Here is an 18,426-nt window from a genome sequence, read left to right as displayed (position 1 = left end):
GTTTCGTGACCAATTTTTAGTTGCCGAATTTTTGCCAATTTTCGTCTGCCTTAATCTTAGATGCTATAGAATCTTCATTCCAGGCTTCCTTAAGGTTTCCTGTTAGGTTAGTCATCCAATCATCATAAAATAGCTGAAGCTTACCATCTTGTATTTGCCACATGGTTGGATCTGGTTCCATCTTAGTGGATGACTCAGCGATGGCAAAAGCACACCATCCACCATACTCAGGGAGATATTTTTCCGGATTTTCCTCAAATAGTAACTTATTTTTTGTACTCGAAAAGTAATATTTCAGCCCTTCATAGTTTACAACTTCTTGATCCGTTCCTTTTTTTGCTTCAGATTGTTCAAAATATGCGACTGGATCATAACCAGCTAGAGCTATGCCTTCCTCATTGAATACTGGATCTTTTTCTTCTGGCGATTCTGAAGAACACGCTCCCAACAAGAAGAGTGTTGGGATGGCAAAAAATGCAAATTTTCTCATAGTCTTGGTTATTTATTATGCAAGCTTACAACATAGATTGTTTTTGTTTCTAAAAACAATCACTAAAAAATAACCTAGTCTTACCCAAGACATTAAGATTTTTGTGTTTCTCACTATTTTCGTGATTCGCACCTACCCAACTGTCATAAATGCCAGGAATTGAAAAAATTAGCTATAAAGGCAAACAAATTATTTATGTTGATTATCGAGGGCAATCAGAAGATGAAATGCTAGAGACAGCAGCATCTCTACGGAATTTTCTTCTTTCAACACCTGAAGAACACCTACGCTTGGTCAATATTTCTGACACTCCTGCCACACGAAAGTTCACAGCCTATATTCGTGAACTGGGCAAAGAGATCAAGGATATCCCTGTCAAAGGCGCAGTGGTTGGAATTACCGGCGCTAAGAAAGTTTTACTTTCTGGATACAATAGACTCCTAGGCGGATCTATGCGGCCATTTGATGATGAAGAAACTGCTAAAGAATACTTAATCAGTTAAGACCTTCGAATAGAAAACAAAAACCCTGACTCATTCCTGAATCAGGGTTTCGATGTGGGCGCTGAGGGATTACTCATACACACGACCATACCGCTCTAACCCCTCGTGAACCTCCGCTGTGCTACGGTTTCGAACCAGGTTCTCATCCCTCAACATAGTTTTGTGCTAAATCAAAAAACCCTGACTCATTCCTGAATCAGGGTTTCGATGTGGGCGCTGAGGGATTCGAACCCCCGACCCTCTGGGTGTAAACCAGATGCTCTGAACCAACTGAGCTAAGCGCCCTTTCAATAAAAAATCACCTTTGCAAAAGCTTTGGTGATCAAAAGGAGTGCAAATTTAGTACGCTTTGCTTTCCATGCAAGATTACTAGGGAAATTATTTTAGTCTAATGCTCGCGAGAGAAACTGATTGAATGGATGTAAAGCTTGAAAAGACTCTACAATCTTATTCACAAAGTCATTTGAGGTAACCTCCTTGTCAGTTGCATTCCTCATAAATACGTAATGCTTTAATTGAAGAAGCTCAATATGTTCATGATCTTTTGGGTAACCCTTTGGTGCAGTCTTTAATCTGTCTTCCCCATATGGCTCACTATATATCTTCTGAAAATCTTTGTTTTCTATAATCGCCAAAAGATCTTTCCCGTTGTAATCAATTTCCTGACGAACCTTTTGGAGCATTTCAGAGGAAGGTTGATAAACGCCTCCTCCAACAAAGCTATTCCCAGACATTAGATGTAGGTAAAAGCCAGGGTTCCCCGATTTCTTACCTCCTTCAACAATAGAAGCTCCAAAATTGGTTTTATAGGGGTCTTTATTTTTACTAAATCTAATATCCCTATTGATTCTAAACAGTGTTTTCTTAGGATCAATTCCTGATAAACCAGGAGAGAAAATAATTGATTTTTTAATTACTTCAGAAACCAATTCAATTACCTGAGATTTAGCTTCTAGGTATCTTTTTTTATTATCATCCATCCAAGCTTTATTGTTATGTTTAGATAGATCAGTGAGAAAGTCTAATGCCAATTGTAAATTCATTCTGAAATACTATTTAAAATACTTTCTAATTTGATCGAACGAGACGCTTTTAAAAGGACAATTGAATTTGATAAATCCATTTTTTTTAGCTCCGCAACAAGCTGATCCTTCGATTCAAAGTGCTGGTTTGGGTTAGCTACTTTTCCAATTTTTTCACCCACAGTTAAAACGCGATTAATACCAAGTTTTCTTGCATGCTCTAATACTTCTGCATGTTGATTATCTGAATTCTCTAATTCGTTCATATCGCCCAAAATTGCCAATTTTGAATCATTTTGTTCCGCTAGGTTATCTAAAGCTGCTTTCATGGAGTCAGGATTAGCATTGTAAGCATCTAATATAATAGTGATGCTGCCTTTTCTAATGATTTGAGATCTTGCATTATCCGCTTCATAGGAAGTGAGAGCGTTGAGGATATTTTCATCTGGAACCTCAAAAAACCTTCCGATAGCAACAGCTGCCGCCATGTTCACATAATTATATCGCCCTACAACATTGGTCACTTTTTCTATGCCATTAAGGGCGACCTTAAGCAGTGGTGTTGAGGCCAATAGTTTAAAGTCTTTTTGTGGGTATTGAATGGGTGCCTCAAATCTCTTCGACATATTTGATAAAACTGAGTCGTTCATATTGATAAAAGAAACACTCTCAGTCTTTCTTAGATAATCAAATAATTCACTCTTTCCTCTGATAACGCCTTCAATCCCTCCAAAAGTTTCGGTATGTGCGCGTCCAATATTTGTAATAAGTCCATGCGTTGGTTTAGAAAAACTGCATAGCTGAGCTATTTCCCCTACATGATTTGCTCCCATCTCAATAATGGCAATTTCCACCTGTGGATGAATGTGGAGTAAGGTTAGCGGGACTCCTATATGATTATTGTAGTTTCCTTTGGTGGCATGAACGATATATTTCTCAGATAGAACTTTTGAAATCAATTCCTTGGTAGTGGTTTTTCCATTGGATCCTGTAATTCCAATGACAGGTCTTTTAAACCTATCTCTGTGGAAAACAGCTAACTGTTGTAGTGCCGTTAAACAATCATCAACCAGGATGATCTTTTCACTAGTTGTATAGCTTTCATCATCTACAACTGCGTAAGCTGCCCCTTTCTCAAGTGCTTCTTCAGCAAATTGATTGGCATTAAAATTAGGTCCACTAATAGCAAAAAAAAGATTATCCTTTTTGATGGTTCTCGTATCAATAGAAACTCCATCGCTAAGAAGGAATCTAGCGTATAAAAATTCAATAAAGTCACCCATTGGAACAAAAGTATCTCTTAGGAAGGAATAATGCGATCTGTATATTTACACAATGAATTTAAAATCGCTTAGAGTACTTGCTTTCGCTGGGGTCATCTTAGCTCTATTCTTAAGTGTATGGTATTTAATGAAAACTTATGAGGAAGGTAATCCAAGATGGATATATCTAATCATGGCTTTAGGAATAGCTGTTTTGCTTTCTCAGAATCTTAGGAGTGGTGCTCGTCGTAAGGATTGATTAATCTTGATTAAATAGCGTTCTAGTCGCAATACTTCTTCCTAGAGTTACTTCATCTGCAAATTCAAGTTCACTCCCTACGGGTATTCCTCTGGCTATAGTGGTAACAGTGATGCCAAACTCTTTCAAAAGTTTAGTTATGTAGAAAGATGTAGTGTCTCCCTCCATAGTAGCGCTTAGGGCTAAAATCACTTCTTTAATTTGATCATCACTTTTAATACGATTCACTAATGAATCAATTTTTACATTTTCTGGTCCAATTCCATCCATTGGAGAAATACGACCTCCAAGAACGTGGAATAGCCCGTTATATTGACCCGTGTTTCTAATTGCAAGAACATCCGGAGTATCCTCCACTACACAAATGACTGAGGTATCTCTATATGCACTTTGACAGGTGCAATCTTCAGTATCTGCTATAATATGGCAGGTTTTGCAGTACTTGATATTTTCGCGAAGTTCCTTAAGCGAGGATGATAGTTCGAGTGTTGTGTTTTGTGGCTGCTTCAGAAGGTGAAGTGCTAATCTTAAGGCGGTTTTCTTTCCTATTCCTGGTAAACGAGAGATTTCTTCAACTGCTCTTTCAACTAATTGAGAGGGGTAATCCATCAAATAATGGAGGCTTTTATACCTTTTGAAGTTATCCCCTCACGCATCGGCTTCAACTCTTCATAATCGCCTTTTTTAACAGAACACTTGCCTTTGTAGTGAATTAGAAATGTACATTGCTCTGCTTGATGAACATCATGTTTACAAACTTTCACTAGTGTATTAATCACATGATCAAATGTGTTGAAATCATCATTGAATACCATGAGATCTCGCACATTTTCATTTCCAATGTCTTCTCCAACCTGGATTTCTTCTTCTATATCAAAATCAGTACTCATCACTATCGATTTAATTGCAAAATTAATAATTGCTCAACAACCCAACTTGATTTGTAATTTGCAATATCATTTAATTATTAAACACCATGAATCCACTTTTCGTTGGAGCGATCATTCTCGGATATTTCATTTTGCTTATATCTATTTCATGGCTAACCTCCAAAAATGCAAAAGCTACAGATTTTTATACCGCTAATAGAGAATCAAAATGGTATTTAGTGGCATTTGGAATGATCGGAGCATCACTTTCAGGAGTGACATTTATTTCTGTCCCGGGAGAAGTTGCAAATTCCAACTTCTACTACTTTCAGGTTGTGTTGGGTTACTTGGTCGGTTATTTTGTGATTGCTAAAGTTTTACTTCCTCTTTATTACAGACTGAATCTGGTATCGATTTACACCTACTTGGAACAACGCTTTGGATTCTGGTCTTATAAGTCGGGGGCCTTCTTCTTTTTGATCAGCCGAATAATTGGTGCAAGTTTTCGTCTATTTCTTGTAGCGGGCGTATTACAAATAGCCTTTTTTGATGCGTTTGATCTTCCATTCTGGATATCTGTATTAGTGACCATTCTGCTGATTTGGCTTTACACCTTTAGAGGTGGGATAAAAACAATTGTTTGGACAGATGCGCTCCAGACAACCTTCATGTTGATTGCGGTAGTTGTTAGTATCCTGTTTATCAAAAATGAACTCTCGTGGACCTGGACAGAGCTTACTTCAAATCTTTTTCAAGATGAAAGATCTACTGTTTTTAATTGGGATTGGAAGAGTGGCCGCAATTTTTTCAAGCAATTTTTCAGTGGTGCATTCATCGCCATCGTTATGACGGGGCTAGATCAGGATATGATGCAAAAAAATCTCACCTGTAAGAATATTGGGGATGCTCAAAAAAATATCTTTTGGTTTTGCGTAATACTTGTCATTGTTAATTTCCTGTTCTTAAGCCTTGGTGTACTGCTCTACCAGTATGCAGAAATTGGAAACATTGCAATACCAGAAAAGTCAGATAGTCTTTTTCCAATGCTTGCTGTCAATAACTTTTCTACTATTGGCTCCATTACATTCTTATTAGGCATCACGGCAGCAGCATATTCCAGTGCAGATTCTGCCCTAACGGCACTTACTACATCCTTTTGTATAGACTTTCTTGGTTTCAAAAAAGAAAACTATGAGAGGAGAAAAAAACTGCGTATTGGTGTTCACTTTGGGTTTTCTATCATTCTGTTTTTTGTAATCCTACTATTCCAAGCTATCAATGACCAAAGCATCATCAACTCTGTTTTTATTGCTGCTGGTTATACATATGGCCCATTACTAGGACTATTCACCTTTGGTATTTTTACTAAGTGGGACGTGAGGGACAATCTGGTCCCTTTGGTATCTATTCTTTCTCCTCTTTTGAGCTGCATCATCAACCTTAATTCCGAGACCCTTTTAGGTGGTTATAAGTTTGGCTTTGAAATTTTGATCCTGAATGGGTTGATCATGTTTTTAGGGCTGATTTTTATCAGGAAATCAAGTGTTAGTTTGAGATAAGTTTACAACATATGAAATCAGGTGACCTAAAAAATAGAGACGATGTTTTAATTCTCGTCCGCTCTTTTTATCAAAAAGTTCAAGAGAATGAAATGCTCGCACCTATTTTCCTGAAGTTCATTACTGACTGGGATCCACATATACAGGTCATTACAAATTTCTGGGAGTCCACCCTTTTTTCTTCAAATTCATACAAAGGCAACCCAATGGCCATTCACATGGATGTAGATAAAAATATTGAGTACTCTTTAACTCAAAACCATTTTGATGAGTGGGTCAACTTATGGCATCAAACGATAGAATCAATGTTTGAGGGGGAAAAGGCAGAGATGGCTAAGCAGCGAGCCAGCAACATCGCAAATATTATGTTTATTAGACTCTATCAGGCACGCAATTAACAATTGCTACAATCAATTTCGTTTAGTTAAGTATTTTTCTTGTGTCCTCCCTCTACCTCCCTCCTCGAGGGAGAGATGATTAGGCACTTAACCAAACAACATTGTTGCTACAATCCTAATTCAATCATTGGATCCCAAAAATGCTTTTCAAAGTTCACTATTTGATCATTTTTAACCTTTACACCTTCTGCTGCTAGCATTTCTTCCATCAATGTTGGGCTCTGAAAGTGATTCTTACCGGATAGAACGCCAATTCTATTAACAACTCGATGAGCAGGAACATCATGTTCTGTTATAGCTCCATTCATCGCCCAGCCCACTACTCTAGCCGATCTCTTTACACCTAGGTATGCAGCAATTGCCCCATAACTTGTCACTCTTCCTTCAGGTATAAGTTTAGCAACTTCGTATACATCTTTAAAAAAACTATCCTTATCCATTAGTCAAGTTTTTTAACCTCACATTTTTCAAGGATGTAGAATAGATGTAAGGGGTTATCATCGTTTAATCTGAGCGTACCAGTGACTTTAACACGCTCATCAGTGAACCTAAATTCTCTATCTGAATACACTTCAACAACTGTCTCTGGGCCAGCCGCTCCACAAAAGAAGCATGATTGGTATGGAAAGCGAGAAAGTACAAAATAGTCCTGATCGCTCTCCTGCTGAAGTGGTATTATAAACCCCTCAAGGGTCAACTCCTTCCCTTCCCGTAATTTTAGTTGCTCAGAAAATTTAGGTTGTTCAATTTCGGTTCCCATAAAGTCATCATAACCCATCACAATCTCCACTGAGGATAGTAATTCCCATCCTGAAGATTGAGGGTGAAACAAAAGGGCTAGAAAAATTGTCATCATAGTGTGTAACATTATTAGAACCAAAACTATCTAAAAAACGTGTTAGTGTCTTGCAAAGGCAAGCGCATAATTTTTTTACCTTAGCAGAACATAAAATAAGTATGAGCAGCATCATCACCACTTCAGAAGTTTCAAAGAAATATGTCATGGGCAGTGAAATTATCATGGCCCTAAAATCTATCTCAATCAATATTGATCGAGGTGAATATGTAGCCTTTATGGGGCCTTCAGGTTCTGGTAAATCTACCCTTATGAATATAATTGGGTGCCTAGATACACCTACGGATGGCACCTACGTATTGAATGATAATGATGTAAGTGATTTGACTGAGAATGAGCTTGCTGAAATTAGAAATAAGGAAATTGGATTTGTATTCCAGACATTTAATCTACTACCAAGAGCTTCCGCATTAGAAAACGTATCACTACCATTGGTTTATGCAGGGTATAACTCAGCAGATAGAGAAGAGAAGGCTTTAGCTGCTTTAGCCGGTGTAGGTTTAGATGATCGAGCATATCACAAACCCAACGAGCTCTCAGGAGGTCAACGGCAAAGAGTTGCTATTGCTCGTGCTTTAGTAAATGATCCGAGTATTATTCTAGCTGATGAGCCTACTGGTAACCTCGACTCGAAAACATCTTACGACATTATGGATCTTTTTCAAGAGCTTCATGACAAGGGTAACACTATCATCATGGTGACTCATGAAGAAGATATTGCTGAATATTCGCACAGAATCGTAAGAATGAGAGATGGTCTCATTGAAACTGATGAGGTAAATAAAAATATTCGAACTTCGAAAGTGCACGCATGAGTGCTAAGCTCTACACAAAAACTGGCGATAAAGGGAAAACATCTCTCTTAGGAGGCAAGAAAGTTTCCAAGGCAGATTTTAGGATAGAAGCTTATGGAAATGTGGATGAGCTAAATTCTTTTATCGGCCACCTAAAAGATCATGAAGGTGTAGAGAATAGACTTAAACAGCAACTTTACTGGATACAAGAGCATCTGTTCTCCATAGGAAGTATTCTAGCCACAGAATCAGATTTCAAAGGATTTGAATTGCCAAAAGTTTCGCAAACTGAGGTTCAACAACTCGAGGTTTGGATTGATAAGTTTGATAAAGAAGTACCGCCACTAAGGAACTTCATATTACCAGGAGGCCATCCGGCTGTTTCTTTATCTCACATCTGTAGAACCGTTTGCAGGCGAACCGAAAGAAGCATCATTTCGTTAAATGATCACGAGCTTGTAGATGAGTCAATATTACAATTCATAAATAGATTGTCTGATTATTTGTTCATCTTTGCGCGCGCAATCGGGCACATTCTGGGTGTGAAGGAGATTCCTTGGGCACCAAAGCCCTGATTAAAATCCTTTTTTTCAACCCATAGATTGTAGAAAATGACTGAGACGTTGGACATTCAAATCACAGAAACGCAAACATCGAAGCTTCCTGAAATCGATTTCGATAACCTCGCTTTTGGAAAGACTTTTTCTGATCACATGTTTGTCGCTGATTATAAAAACGGCGAATGGACTAATCTAAGAATTACCCCTTATCAAAATCTTTCAGTGAGCCCCGCTAATGCGACACTCCATTATGCTCAAAGTATTTTTGAGGGTCTAAAAGCACACAAAAACGAAAACGGAGAAATCCTCATATTCCGTCCTGAAGCCAACGCTCAAAGATTAATTCGAAGTGCAGAAAGGATGTGCATGCCACCTGTTCCAGAAGAGCTTTTTATGGAGGCCATTGAAAGTCTCATAAATCTGGATAAAGATTGGGTTCCAAATGCACCTGGAACTTCCTTATACATTAGACCTTTTCAATTTGCAGATGATCCATTTATTGGTGTTAGACCATCCGAAACTTATAAGTTTATGGTTATTACCGGACCGGTTGGAGGATACTATTCTGAACCTGTACGAGTAAAGATTGAAAAACATTTCACCAGAGCAGCCAAAGGCGGTGTTGGCGCGGCAAAGACCGCAGGTAACTATGCTGCATCCCTTTATCCAGCAAAGCAAGCACAAGCACAAGGTTATCATCAGCTGGTATGGACCGATGGAAGCACCCATGAATTCATAGAAGAATCAGGTACAATGAACATCATGTTTGTGATTAATGACACACTAATAACTCCACCTACTAGCGATTCAATCTTACCTGGAATTACCAGAGAAAGTGCATTGACATTAGCCAAAGATTGGGGCCTTAATGTTGAAGAAAGACCCATCAAAGTAGATGAGGTAATTGAAGCTATTGAAAACGGCTCATTGACTGAAGCATTTGGAATTGGTACAGCTGCCACTGTTTCTCACATTGCTGTGGTCGGCTATGAGGGTACTGATTATGAGCTTCCTGCCATTGAAACACGAGCTGTTTCAAACAAAATACTAGACTCATTGACTAAAATTAAGTTAGGTCAGGAAGAGGATAGATTTGGATGGATGCATAAGGTCGGTTAAAAATTTTGTTCACTATTAAGTAGCATTGATTTTAAGAGAAATCTTGGAAGAGATCAATGTATTATTATCTTCGCCACTTCAATTTTAACATTCCATGACAAACGAAGAATTGAAAAATTTAAAGGCTCGTGTTAATGCCTTGAGGGGGTATCTTTGACTATGATGGTCGAAAGAAAAACCTGGAGGAATTAGAACTTGTCACTGCTCAGCCGGATTTCTGGAATAACCCGGAAGACGCTGAGAAAACCATGAAAAAAATCCGTGGGCTTAAGGGCTGGACGGATAGTTTCGAAGAAATTGAGACATCCCTCGGTGATGTAGAAACTCTCCATGAGTTTAATCAAGAAGGAGAAGCTGATGATGCTGAAGTTCAAGAAGCTTATGACAATGCTTTAAAGCAACTTGAAGAGCTTGAACTCAAAAAGATGCTGGGCGAAGAAGAAGATCAACTTTCTGCTATGCTTCAAATCACTCCTGGTGCCGGAGGTACAGAAAGTAACGACTGGGCAGGTATACTTATGAGGATGTATATCATGTGGGGTGAGGCAAATGGATATAAAGTTCGTGAGGTAGATTATCAAGCTGGTGACGTGGCTGGAGTTAAGTCCGTGACTCTAGAGTTTGATGGACCTTTAGCATATGGCTATCTTAAATCTGAAAATGGAGTTCACAGATTGGTAAGAATTTCTCCTTTTGATAGTGGTGGACGAAGACACACCTCATTTGCATCTGTATATGTTTATCCTGTTGCTGATGATACCATAGACGTAGAAATAAATCCAGCTGATGTAGAATTACATACCTCACGATCTGGTGGTGCAGGTGGGCAGAATGTCAACAAAGTTGAGACTAAAGTGCAGCTTACTCACAAGCCCACAGGCATAGTGGTGGTATGTCAGGTAGAAAGATCTCAATTGGCCAATAGAGAGCGTGCGATGCAAATGCTAAAATCTCAGCTCTACCAAATGGAGATTGAAAAACGAAATAAAGAGAGAGCTAACATTGAAGCTGGAAAAAAAGCCATTGACTTTGGATCTCAAATACGGAATTATGTGTTGCATCCATACAAACTCATCAAAGACGCTAGAACAGGCTTTGAACGAACAGATGTGCAAAATGTACTTGATGGAGATTTGAACGATTATATCAAAGCTTTTCTCCTCCATGAGGAGTAGCTAAACGCTAACCTAACTGCATGAAAAAATACTCACTGAACTTTTGGTTACTCTCCTTAAGTTCTTTCCTGTTTTTTGGTTCGTTCAATATGGTTTTGCCAGAACTACCAGACTTCATGCGAACCTTGGGTGGAGAAGATTACATAGGCCTTCACATTACTTTTTTTACAATCACAGCTCTTATCTCAAGACCATTTAGTGGTAAGCTCACAGATACCTGGGGTCGAATTCCAGTCATGGTTTTTGGTGCTGCTGTGACTGCTATAGTCTCCCTGTTCTATCCTTTCTTTTTAAACATCTATGCTTTTCTATTCATTCGTTTCCTCCATGGGTTTTCCACTGGATTTAAGCCAACTGGTACTGCAGCTTATGTAGCTGATATCGTTCCTGCTCACAGGCGTGGTGAAGGAATGGGAATCCTAAGCTTTTTCGGGATGACTGGAATGGGAATTGGCAATTACGTTGGTGGTGTCATTGCTATACACAATGATATAAATGTACTATTCTACAGTAGTGCAGCTGTGGCTCTACTCTCGGTCATTGTAATAGCTGGCATGAAGGAAACAGTAGAAAATAAACAGAAATTTTCTGGTCAGCTATTGAAAATAAAGGCTGTAGACATTTATGAACCTACGGTTATTGTTCCTTCGGTGGTGATGATGCTGGTGACATTTTCATTTGGTGCTGCATTAACGCTCGCACCAGATTTGAGCGTTTCTCTTGGCATTGCTAATAAAGGACTATTTTTTTCCTACTTTACAATGACATCTCTGGTCTCTCGCGTGGTGGGCGGTCGCCTTTCTGATGAATTTGGTAGAAGAAAGGTATTGATTGCAGCTATGTTAATCGTTTCTACAGGATCAGTATATATCGGCTTCTCTTCATCAGCTTTTCAACTTTTCACTGGAGCACTGATCTTTGGAGCAGGATATGGGCTTTCCTCGCCAGCTCTATTTGCATGGGCAGCTGATCTTGCTCCTGATCAATTCAGAGGTCGTGGATTTTCCACACTTTTTATGGCATTGGAAATAGGTATAGGAATGGGCGCTATGCTTGCCGGTCAAATTTATAATGGTAACCCAGATAATTTCCCTATTGTATTTACGGGATGCGGAAGCTTAGCATTTTTAGCTTTTATTTACCTATTGTTTAAGGGCAAATAAAATGACTAAATACATTTTATGGATATATGTAGCGGTATCCATCGCTAACCTAGTTGCTAAAGTGATTCCTTCTGAAGAACTTAACCAATACACTAAGCCTCTCTTGATGCCTTTGCTCATATTCTATGTGTATAGATCTAGTATTGGGAAAACTACCTTAAAAACTTTATTACTTAGCGTGGCTCTTTTGTTTTCCTGGTTTGGAGATGTTGTGTTGATGTATCAGTCCAATGAAATCTATTTCATGGCCGGTATTGGATTGTTTTTAGTCGCTCAGGTCTTTTACATTATTACCCTAAGGAAATCTACCTATCAAAATCCGTTATTCAATTTCAAAAAAGCATTGCCTTTTTTGGTTTATGCTGGCTTGCTATTTTATGTTCTGCTTCCGGCTGGCCACTTTTCAATACCAATTATTGTTTATGGATCAGTTATCGTGATAATGGCTATCTACGCTAGACTAAGGGATGGCAACACTTCTAACGGAAGCTATACCTACACACTTATTGGAAGCATTCTCTTTCTACTTTCAGATTCATTGCTAGCATTCAATTCCTTCCAGTCAACAATACCTTATGCTGGAGTATTTATCATGCTAACATATTGCGGAGCACAATTGCTATTAGTACTTGGGGTTTTAAAGCACGCAGAATAGGCTTGAGAAGAGTAAAGATTTTTAGTTGGCTACTTGAATCGCACCATACCAAGTGCTACATCTACATCAAATGATAAGAGGTTTTCTGCATTTGCTGAATAGCTCATGTTAACAAACACATTCTTTTCAACCTCTTCAAATCCATCGGCAATTTTAACGGCACATAGAGGTGAGTCTCTTAAATGAATGATTACAGGAGTTCCATCCTTTGGTAAGATTACTTCGAGGTTTCCTGCTCCCACAGATGCATTTACACTACATCTTTCTTTCATCTCATTAGCGAAATCTAATAGTACATTTCCAAAACCGATCTTGGTAATTACGTTTTCAGCACGCGACAGATCCATTCTTTTGGCAATAATAGATCCGAAATCGGCCTTCACATAGAATGTATCCATTTGAATTGGATTCATATTTCCATCATCATAGCCAACGACAATATCTGCACTTCCTGATTTAATTTTCATCTGCTTAACGGAGGTACCAGAAAGATTTACATCTGCATTCCCAAAACCATAAATTAAATTGAGCCGATACGTATTCGTTCCGTTCAAATTAACCTTCCAAAAATCATTGTCTTTATCGCTTCTCGAAACTGCCATCGTAAAGCTGTCACCAAAACCTGAAGAATTATACTCATCTAGCGCCAACTTAGCATAGCAGGTATTATTTTTCACTTTACTCGCAAAAGTTGGATTAATCTTATCCAAATCAGGATTACCGTATATCGTCAAGGGGTTGTTGTCACTATCTGCTTGTTTCAACAGACAGTTAGTAGCCGTAGCTTTAAGATAAAAGTCAACGGTATCGAACTCCGAAGATTCCTTTATTGTATAAAATTTTGAAAGTTGTGCTAACGCACTCAGACTCATTAGCAAGGATGTACCTGCCATAAATACCAACCGCAACATGGATTGTTAATACGCAATGGTTATAAGTAGGTTACGTTTGTCTCAAAGGAATTAGAAAAATTCCTTCATTCGCTCAAAGAAACTCTTATCAGACTTTCCAGGATCTGGTTGAAAGTTTGGAGAACTACGTAAGGCCTCCAATGCATCTTTCTCATCACTGCTCAGTTTTCTTGGTGTCCAAACGTTTACATGAACAAGCTGATCTCCTTGACCGTACCCTTCAATTGACTTAATTCCCTTGCCTCTAAGCCTCAAGATTTTGCCACTTTGTGTGCCCGCATCTATCTTGATTTTTACTTTACCATCAATTGTCGGAACCTCCATGGATGTTCCTAATGCAGCATCTATGAAGTTTATGTATAAATCAAAGATCACGTTATTTCCATCTCGCTTCAGCGTATCATCTTCGACTTCTTCAACTAGAATTAATAAGTCTCCTGGAATTCCTCCCGCTACTTCATTTCCTTTACCAGACATGGAAAGTTGCATACCATCGGTAACCCCTGCTGGTATTTTAATAGGGATAACTTCTTCTTGACGTTTCAACCCGGAGCTATCGACTCCTGATGCTCTACTTTCAACCGTCTGACCACTTCCACCACATGATGGACATGTAGATGTACTCATCATCTGTCCAAGCATGGTATTCATCACCTTTCGGACCTGACCTGCTCCGTTACAACTGGAACAAGTCTGAAATTTTGTGTCAGGGTCAACTATTAGTCTGTTGACCTTTATTTTTTTCTCAACACCATTAGCTACCTCCTCAAGAGTAAGTTTCAATTTTATTCGAAGGTTAGTGCCCTTACGAGTTCGGCGACCTCCACCGCCTCCACCACCAAAGAAGCTTTCAAATGGACTACCTCCTCCACCTCCGAAAATATCTCCAAACTGAGAAAAGATATCCTCCATGTTCATGCTTCCACCACTGAAGCCTCCTCCACTAGCACCGCCTACCCCTTGATGTCCAAAACGATCATATTGTTGACGCTTTTCATCATTGCTAAGGATTTCATATGCTTCTGCAGCTTCCTTAAATTTTTCTTCAGCTTCTTTATCATCCGGATTTTTATCAGGATGGTATTTGATTGCAATTTTGCGATAAGCTTTTTTTAGTTCCTCTTTGGAAGAGGACTTATCAACCCCAAGTATCTCGTAAAAATCTCTTTTCGCCATATTATTGCTTTGCTCCAACCACAACTTTAGCAAATCGCACCACAGTTTCCCCAAGTATATAACCTGGTTCTACTACATCAACAATTTTTCCTTCTAGACCTTTCTCTGCTGGAATTTGTGTTATTGCTTCGTGTTTTTCATCATCGAATGCATCTCCTTTCTTGACTTCCATATTCTTAAGCCCTCTGTTCTCAAGAGACTTATTCAACTTATTTTGAATAAGAATCATACCTTCTCGAAGCGCTTTGATGTCATCGCTTTCTTCCGATGCTGTCATTGCTCGTGTAAAATCATCCAGAACAGGAATTAAATCAGACATTAAATCCTTATTAGCCGTACTGATCAAGTCAATTTTTTCCTTAGATGTTCTTCTTCTGAAATTTTCGAATTCAGAGTACAAACGTAAGTACTTGTCTTTCGCTTCACCTACCTGTTCTTCTAAAGTAGGTTCAGAAGATTCTTCTTTTGCATCAACATCTTCTTTTTTAACCTCTTTCACTTGAGGTTCTTGTTCTTCAGGTGCTTCCTGCTCTTTGTTCACTTTTTCTTTAGTTTCCTTCATTCTCCAACATGCTTAAAGATGATCTGTGATTGACAATTTCTTTGCCAATGATCCAGGATGTGTCAATATGTCAGTTAGATTATTTTTTGCCAGATTTTATCTTTCAACTCCTGAATCCCAAATCCAGTTACGCTAGAGATAAATAGCGTCTCGATTTCAGGAAGCTCTTCTTTCATCTCCGTCATGAGCTCTTCATCTAAGAGGTCCGACTTTGATATAGCCAACAATCGATCTTTATCCATGAGTTCTGGATTGTGTTTCTCTAACTCACCTGTCAGTATATTGAATTCTTTTCGAATATCCTCCGCATCAGCAGGTATCAAAAAGAGAAGTATTGAGTTTCGCTCTATATGTCTCAAGAACCGATTTCCTAACCCTTTACCTTCTGCAGCTCCTTCAATAATTCCTGGAATATCCGCCATTACGAAAGACTTATAATCTCTGTATGGAACTACTCCTAAGTTTGGAACAAGAGTAGTGAAAGGATAATCCGCAATCTCCGGCTTGGCTTCAGATACTACTGAAAGTAATGTCGATTTTCCAGCATTAGGGAAGCCGACCAAGCCAACATCTGCTAAAATTTTCAACTCCAGAATAATCCAATCTTCTACACCTTCAATTCCCGGCTGAGCATAGCGTGGTGTTTGATTCGTTGATGTCTTAAAGTGAACATTTCCTCTGCCACCAATTCCTCCAGAAAGAAGAATCTTTTCTTCTCCCTCCTCAAGAATTTCCAGCATTTTTTCATTGGTCTCCGCATTGCGAGCTATCGTCCCAATGGGTACATCGAGAATAATGTCTTCTCCGTCTTTCCCGAAACGTCTATTGCCTTCGCCATGACCTCCATTTTCGGCTGTGATATGCTTTTTATATTTCAAGTGGAGTAGTGTCCACATTTGACTATTGCCCCTTAGAACAATATTACCTCCTTTTCCTCCGTCACCTCCATCAGGACCTCCCTTAGGCACATGTTTCTCTCGTCTGAGATGGACAGATCCTGCTCCTCCATCGCCTGATCGGGCGTAGAATTTGACGTAATCTATAAAGTTAGAATCCATGGGTCTTTAGACCTCCAGGGCAGATACTGTTTTATCAATCTCTTTTGAAATATCCTCTATGTCTCCAATGCCATTTACTGTTGAGAGTCTACCTTGTTCTTCATAAAATGGGAGCACATGAACTGTTTTTGTAAAGTATTCATTAATTCTTCTATCCAACTTATCTGATGCATCGTCTACGCGATTCTCTAATTCCTTTCGCTTAGCAATTCTCTGTCTCACTTCGTGTTCAGTCACCTTCAATTCAATGATAGAATGAATCTTAGAACTCATTGATTCCATAAGGTTATCAAGGGCCTTCGCTTGGTCTACTGTTCTTGGAAATCCATCAAACAAAAAACCACTCGCATCTGGATTTTTTTCTACTTCTTCCTTCAACATGGCAATGGTAATGTCGTCAGAAACCAGCTGACCATTATTCATTATTTCTTTAACCCTCTTGCCAAGTTCAGTATCATTCTTTGTATGCAATCTGAATAGATCACCTGTAGATATATGACACAATCCGTATTTCTCTATTAATCGCTCACTTTGAGTTCCTTTCCCCGCTCCTGGAGGTCCAAACAAAATAATATTTAGCATACCTTCAATTTGTAAAAAGCGGTAAAGATAAAAGGTAAAAGTGTATCTGTCGGTCTGATTTTAAACTAGTATCACTAAGTTAGCGAACTATTATGGCTACAGCACTGAAATACTTTACTGTATACTTTTTGAGTGGGTTAAAATTCGTTTTTGGACCCACCTTCGGAGTAGCTAATGACCTACCCATTCCGGCTATCATTATACTTACAGCGCTAGGAATGATGACTACAATCTACCTTTTCACTTTTTTTGGTGATGAGATTAGAACGTTCTTTGGAAGATTTAGAAAAAACAAACGTGTATTTTCAAAAAAAAGTAGACGTTTTGTCAAAATATGGAGAAGGTTTGGCTTGAAAGGAATGTGTCTTTTGACCCCATTAGTATTGACTCCCCCTGGAGGAGGTCTTCTTGTAAATCTTCTCGGGTCAAAAAAGAAATTAATCCTAAAATGGATGTGGATTAGTGCCTTTTTATGGAGTACCATAATTACACTTGTGATTAAGTATGCCTTCTGGTTGGTAGAGGATTTTATCCCTAACTAATCCTCATCTGTAGGATCCTCCATCACCTCAATATCTTGAATTAGGACCCTCTTAGATATTGCTCTACCTGTCGGCGTAGCAGCCAGGCCTCCTTCTGCGGTCTCTTTATATCTGGACTCCATGCTTTGGCCTACCTCACCCATCGCATCCACGCATTCATCTACTGGAATAACAGAGCTTACATCCGCAAGCGCTATTTGTGCTGACGAATTCGCAATCGCTGCAGCACTAGCATTTCTCACAACACAAGGTATTTCCACTAAACCTGCGACTGGATCGCAGACTAAACCAAGCATACATTGGATGGTAATCGCCACTGCATTAAATGTTTGATCATTGGATCCTCCTAGACAATAAGCAATCCCTGCTGCGGCCATAGCTGCTGCTGCTCCGGTCTCTGCTTGACACCCTCCTACTGCGCCCGCAATTGAAGCTCGTTTCTCTAAAATCAACGCCACTCCTGCGCCTATCAGCAACGCTTCAAATATTTTTCTATCGTCTATTCCGTGAATTTCCTGAAGCGTAACTAAAGTGCCTGGTAAAATACCACTGGCTCCTGCTGTTGGTGCAGCTACAACTCTCCCCATGCAAGAATTCACTTCTTTGGCAGCAAGCGATCTGGCGATTAATTTTTGGAATTCAGGAGACAAAACTGCTTTGGGGAAATTCATCACCTTCTTAGCTCCATTATTAATCATGCCTGAATAAGAACTCATCTCTTCACTAAGACCAGATTGAACGGCCTCTTTCATTACCTTATATGCCTCCCCAACTCCGTTCCATATTTCCTCTTCAGCGTGTCCTTTTTGATTTATCTCAAAATCAAGCACAGGTCTAAAAAGTGGCAGATCTTTTTCTTCACATTCTTTTTTCCAAGCTTCAAAACTGTCGAATAATATTGCCATACTCAA

Annotated in this window: 24 protein-coding genes and 1 tRNA gene; 11 read left to right on the top strand and 14 right to left on the bottom strand. The window is 39.0% G+C overall.

The window, feature by feature from the left end; genetic code table 11:
• Window positions 1–16: 16 nt before the first annotated feature.
• Window positions 17–490 carry a YHS domain-containing (seleno)protein gene (locus ABJQ32_18380; protein ID MEP5291629.1) on the bottom strand — a complete coding sequence of 158 codons (474 nt, stop codon included), beginning with the start codon at window positions 488–490 and terminating at the stop codon, window positions 17–19.
• A gap of 149 nt (window positions 491–639) precedes the next feature.
• On the opposite strand from ABJQ32_18380, the gene ABJQ32_18375 reads away from it, so the two are divergent.
• Complete coding sequence (locus ABJQ32_18375; protein ID MEP5291628.1) at window positions 640–993, top strand: hypothetical protein; 354 nt, start codon at window positions 640–642, stop codon at window positions 991–993.
• A gap of 210 nt (window positions 994–1,203) precedes the next feature.
• On the opposite strand, the gene ABJQ32_18370 is transcribed toward ABJQ32_18375, so the two are convergent.
• The 3 genes from ABJQ32_18370 to murF all read right to left on the bottom strand — a co-directional run bounded on the left by ABJQ32_18370 (window position 1,204) and on the right by murF (window position 3,298).
• Window positions 1,204–1,278 (bottom strand) — tRNA-Val (locus ABJQ32_18370).
• A gap of 98 nt (window positions 1,279–1,376) precedes the next feature.
• The gene (locus ABJQ32_18365) at window positions 1,377–2,036 is read right to left on the bottom strand and encodes a DUF2461 domain-containing protein (GenBank protein MEP5291627.1); all 660 of its coding nucleotides are present in this window, start codon (window positions 2,034–2,036) and stop codon (window positions 1,377–1,379) included.
• On the bottom strand, window positions 2,033–3,298 hold the full coding sequence (murF, locus tag ABJQ32_18360) for a UDP-N-acetylmuramoyl-tripeptide--D-alanyl-D-alanine ligase (protein ID MEP5291626.1): 1,266 nt from the start codon (window positions 3,296–3,298) through the stop codon (window positions 2,033–2,035). The genes ABJQ32_18365 and murF overlap by 4 nt, the downstream gene beginning before the upstream one ends.
• A 52-nt stretch (window positions 3,299–3,350) precedes the next feature.
• Between murF and ABJQ32_18355 the strand changes: the two genes are divergently transcribed.
• Window positions 3,351–3,536 carry a hypothetical protein gene (locus tag ABJQ32_18355; GenBank protein MEP5291625.1) on the top strand — a complete coding sequence of 62 codons (186 nt, stop codon included), beginning with the start codon at window positions 3,351–3,353 and terminating at the stop codon, window positions 3,534–3,536.
• On the opposite strand, the gene recR is transcribed toward ABJQ32_18355, so the two are convergent.
• Window positions 3,537–4,145 carry a recombination mediator RecR gene (recR, locus tag ABJQ32_18350; protein MEP5291624.1) on the bottom strand — a complete coding sequence of 203 codons (609 nt, stop codon included), beginning with the start codon at window positions 4,143–4,145 and terminating at the stop codon, window positions 3,537–3,539.
• On the bottom strand, window positions 4,145–4,426 hold the full coding sequence (locus tag ABJQ32_18345; protein MEP5291623.1) for an ATP-dependent Clp protease adaptor ClpS: 282 nt from the start codon (window positions 4,424–4,426) through the stop codon (window positions 4,145–4,147). Before ABJQ32_18345 ends, recR begins: the two co-directional genes overlap by 1 nt.
• A gap of 86 nt (window positions 4,427–4,512) precedes the next feature.
• Here ABJQ32_18345 and ABJQ32_18340 point away from each other — a divergent pair, with 86 nt between their 5' ends.
• Both ABJQ32_18340 and ABJQ32_18335 read left to right on the top strand, forming a co-directional pair.
• Window positions 4,513–5,964 (top strand): sodium:solute symporter, encoded by a 1,452-nt coding sequence (locus tag ABJQ32_18340; GenBank protein ID MEP5291622.1) that lies wholly within the window; start codon window positions 4,513–4,515, stop codon window positions 5,962–5,964.
• 11 nt (window positions 5,965–5,975) lie between these two features.
• Window positions 5,976–6,362, top strand: a complete 387-nt coding sequence (locus tag ABJQ32_18335; GenBank protein ID MEP5291621.1) for a group III truncated hemoglobin — start codon at window positions 5,976–5,978, stop codon at window positions 6,360–6,362.
• Between the two features lie 107 nt (window positions 6,363–6,469).
• On the opposite strand, the gene ABJQ32_18330 is transcribed toward ABJQ32_18335, so the two are convergent.
• Window positions 6,470–6,802, bottom strand: coding sequence for an MGMT family protein (locus tag ABJQ32_18330; protein ID MEP5291620.1), 333 nt, complete (start codon window positions 6,800–6,802; stop codon window positions 6,470–6,472).
• Window positions 6,802–7,218, bottom strand: a complete 417-nt coding sequence (locus tag ABJQ32_18325) for a hypothetical protein (GenBank protein MEP5291619.1) — start codon at window positions 7,216–7,218, stop codon at window positions 6,802–6,804. Before ABJQ32_18325 ends, ABJQ32_18330 begins: the two co-directional genes overlap by 1 nt.
• 101 nt (window positions 7,219–7,319) lie before the next feature.
• On the opposite strand from ABJQ32_18325, the gene ABJQ32_18320 reads away from it, so the two are divergent.
• From ABJQ32_18320 to ABJQ32_18295, 6 genes are all read left to right on the top strand, one after another.
• Window positions 7,320–8,033 (top strand): ABC transporter ATP-binding protein, encoded by a 714-nt coding sequence (locus ABJQ32_18320; protein ID MEP5291618.1) that lies wholly within the window; start codon window positions 7,320–7,322, stop codon window positions 8,031–8,033.
• The gene (locus ABJQ32_18315) at window positions 8,030–8,587 is read left to right on the top strand and encodes a cob(I)yrinic acid a,c-diamide adenosyltransferase (protein ID MEP5291617.1); all 558 of its coding nucleotides are present in this window, start codon (window positions 8,030–8,032) and stop codon (window positions 8,585–8,587) included. Before ABJQ32_18320 ends, ABJQ32_18315 begins: the two co-directional genes overlap by 4 nt.
• A 36-nt stretch (window positions 8,588–8,623) precedes the next feature.
• On the top strand, window positions 8,624–9,691 hold the full coding sequence (locus ABJQ32_18310) for a branched-chain amino acid aminotransferase (protein ID MEP5291616.1): 1,068 nt from the start codon (window positions 8,624–8,626) through the stop codon (window positions 9,689–9,691).
• A gap of 94 nt (window positions 9,692–9,785) precedes the next feature.
• Window positions 9,786–10,866 (top strand): peptide chain release factor 2 gene (prfB, locus tag ABJQ32_18305; GenBank protein ID MEP5291615.1). Its coding sequence is split into 2 segments (ribosomal slippage): window positions 9,786–9,845 and window positions 9,847–10,866, totalling 1,080 coding nucleotides; the frame shifts between segments, so codons are not numbered across the junction.
• Between the two features lie 20 nt (window positions 10,867–10,886).
• On the top strand, window positions 10,887–12,029 hold the full coding sequence (locus ABJQ32_18300) for an MFS transporter (GenBank protein MEP5291614.1): 1,143 nt from the start codon (window positions 10,887–10,889) through the stop codon (window positions 12,027–12,029).
• 1 nt (window position 12,030) lies between these two features.
• Window positions 12,031–12,684, top strand: coding sequence for a lysoplasmalogenase (locus tag ABJQ32_18295; protein MEP5291613.1), 654 nt, complete (start codon window positions 12,031–12,033; stop codon window positions 12,682–12,684).
• A 29-nt stretch (window positions 12,685–12,713) separates the two neighbouring features.
• On the opposite strand, the gene ABJQ32_18290 is transcribed toward ABJQ32_18295, so the two are convergent.
• The 5 genes from ABJQ32_18290 to ABJQ32_18270 all read right to left on the bottom strand — a co-directional run bounded on the left by ABJQ32_18290 (window position 12,714) and on the right by ABJQ32_18270 (window position 16,973).
• On the bottom strand, window positions 12,714–13,577 hold the full coding sequence (locus ABJQ32_18290; GenBank protein ID MEP5291612.1) for a hypothetical protein: 864 nt from the start codon (window positions 13,575–13,577) through the stop codon (window positions 12,714–12,716).
• 69 nt (window positions 13,578–13,646) lie between these two features.
• Window positions 13,647–14,771, bottom strand: coding sequence for a molecular chaperone DnaJ (gene dnaJ, locus ABJQ32_18285; protein MEP5291611.1), 1,125 nt, complete (start codon window positions 14,769–14,771; stop codon window positions 13,647–13,649).
• A 1-nt stretch (window position 14,772) separates the two neighbouring features.
• A complete protein-coding gene (locus ABJQ32_18280; protein MEP5291610.1) occupies window positions 14,773–15,333 on the bottom strand; it encodes a nucleotide exchange factor GrpE in 561 nt (186 codons plus the stop codon).
• 74 nt (window positions 15,334–15,407) lie between these two features.
• Complete coding sequence (gene obgE / locus ABJQ32_18275; GenBank protein MEP5291609.1) at window positions 15,408–16,391, bottom strand: GTPase ObgE; 984 nt, start codon at window positions 16,389–16,391, stop codon at window positions 15,408–15,410.
• 6 nt (window positions 16,392–16,397) lie between these two features.
• On the bottom strand, window positions 16,398–16,973 hold the full coding sequence (locus ABJQ32_18270) for an adenylate kinase (protein MEP5291608.1): 576 nt from the start codon (window positions 16,971–16,973) through the stop codon (window positions 16,398–16,400).
• A 92-nt stretch (window positions 16,974–17,065) separates the two neighbouring features.
• Between ABJQ32_18270 and ABJQ32_18265 the strand changes: the two genes are divergently transcribed.
• Entirely contained in the window at window positions 17,066–17,515 is a 450-nt protein-coding gene (locus ABJQ32_18265; GenBank protein MEP5291607.1) for a hypothetical protein, read from the top strand.
• Here the strand turns inward: ABJQ32_18265 and sdaAA are convergent.
• Window positions 17,512–18,420, bottom strand: coding sequence for an L-serine ammonia-lyase, iron-sulfur-dependent, subunit alpha (gene sdaAA, locus ABJQ32_18260; GenBank protein MEP5291606.1), 909 nt, complete (start codon window positions 18,418–18,420; stop codon window positions 17,512–17,514). The two genes, ABJQ32_18265 and sdaAA, sit on opposite strands and share 4 nt — an antisense overlap.
• Between the last annotated feature and the right edge of the window lie 6 nt (window positions 18,421–18,426).

Source organism: Marinobacter alexandrii (assembly GCA_039984955.1).
Lineage (GTDB): Bacteria > Bacteroidota > Bacteroidia > Cytophagales > Cyclobacteriaceae > Ekhidna.
Note: the sequence above shows the minus strand (reverse complement) of the source record. Positions and strands in the feature narration are given on the sequence as shown.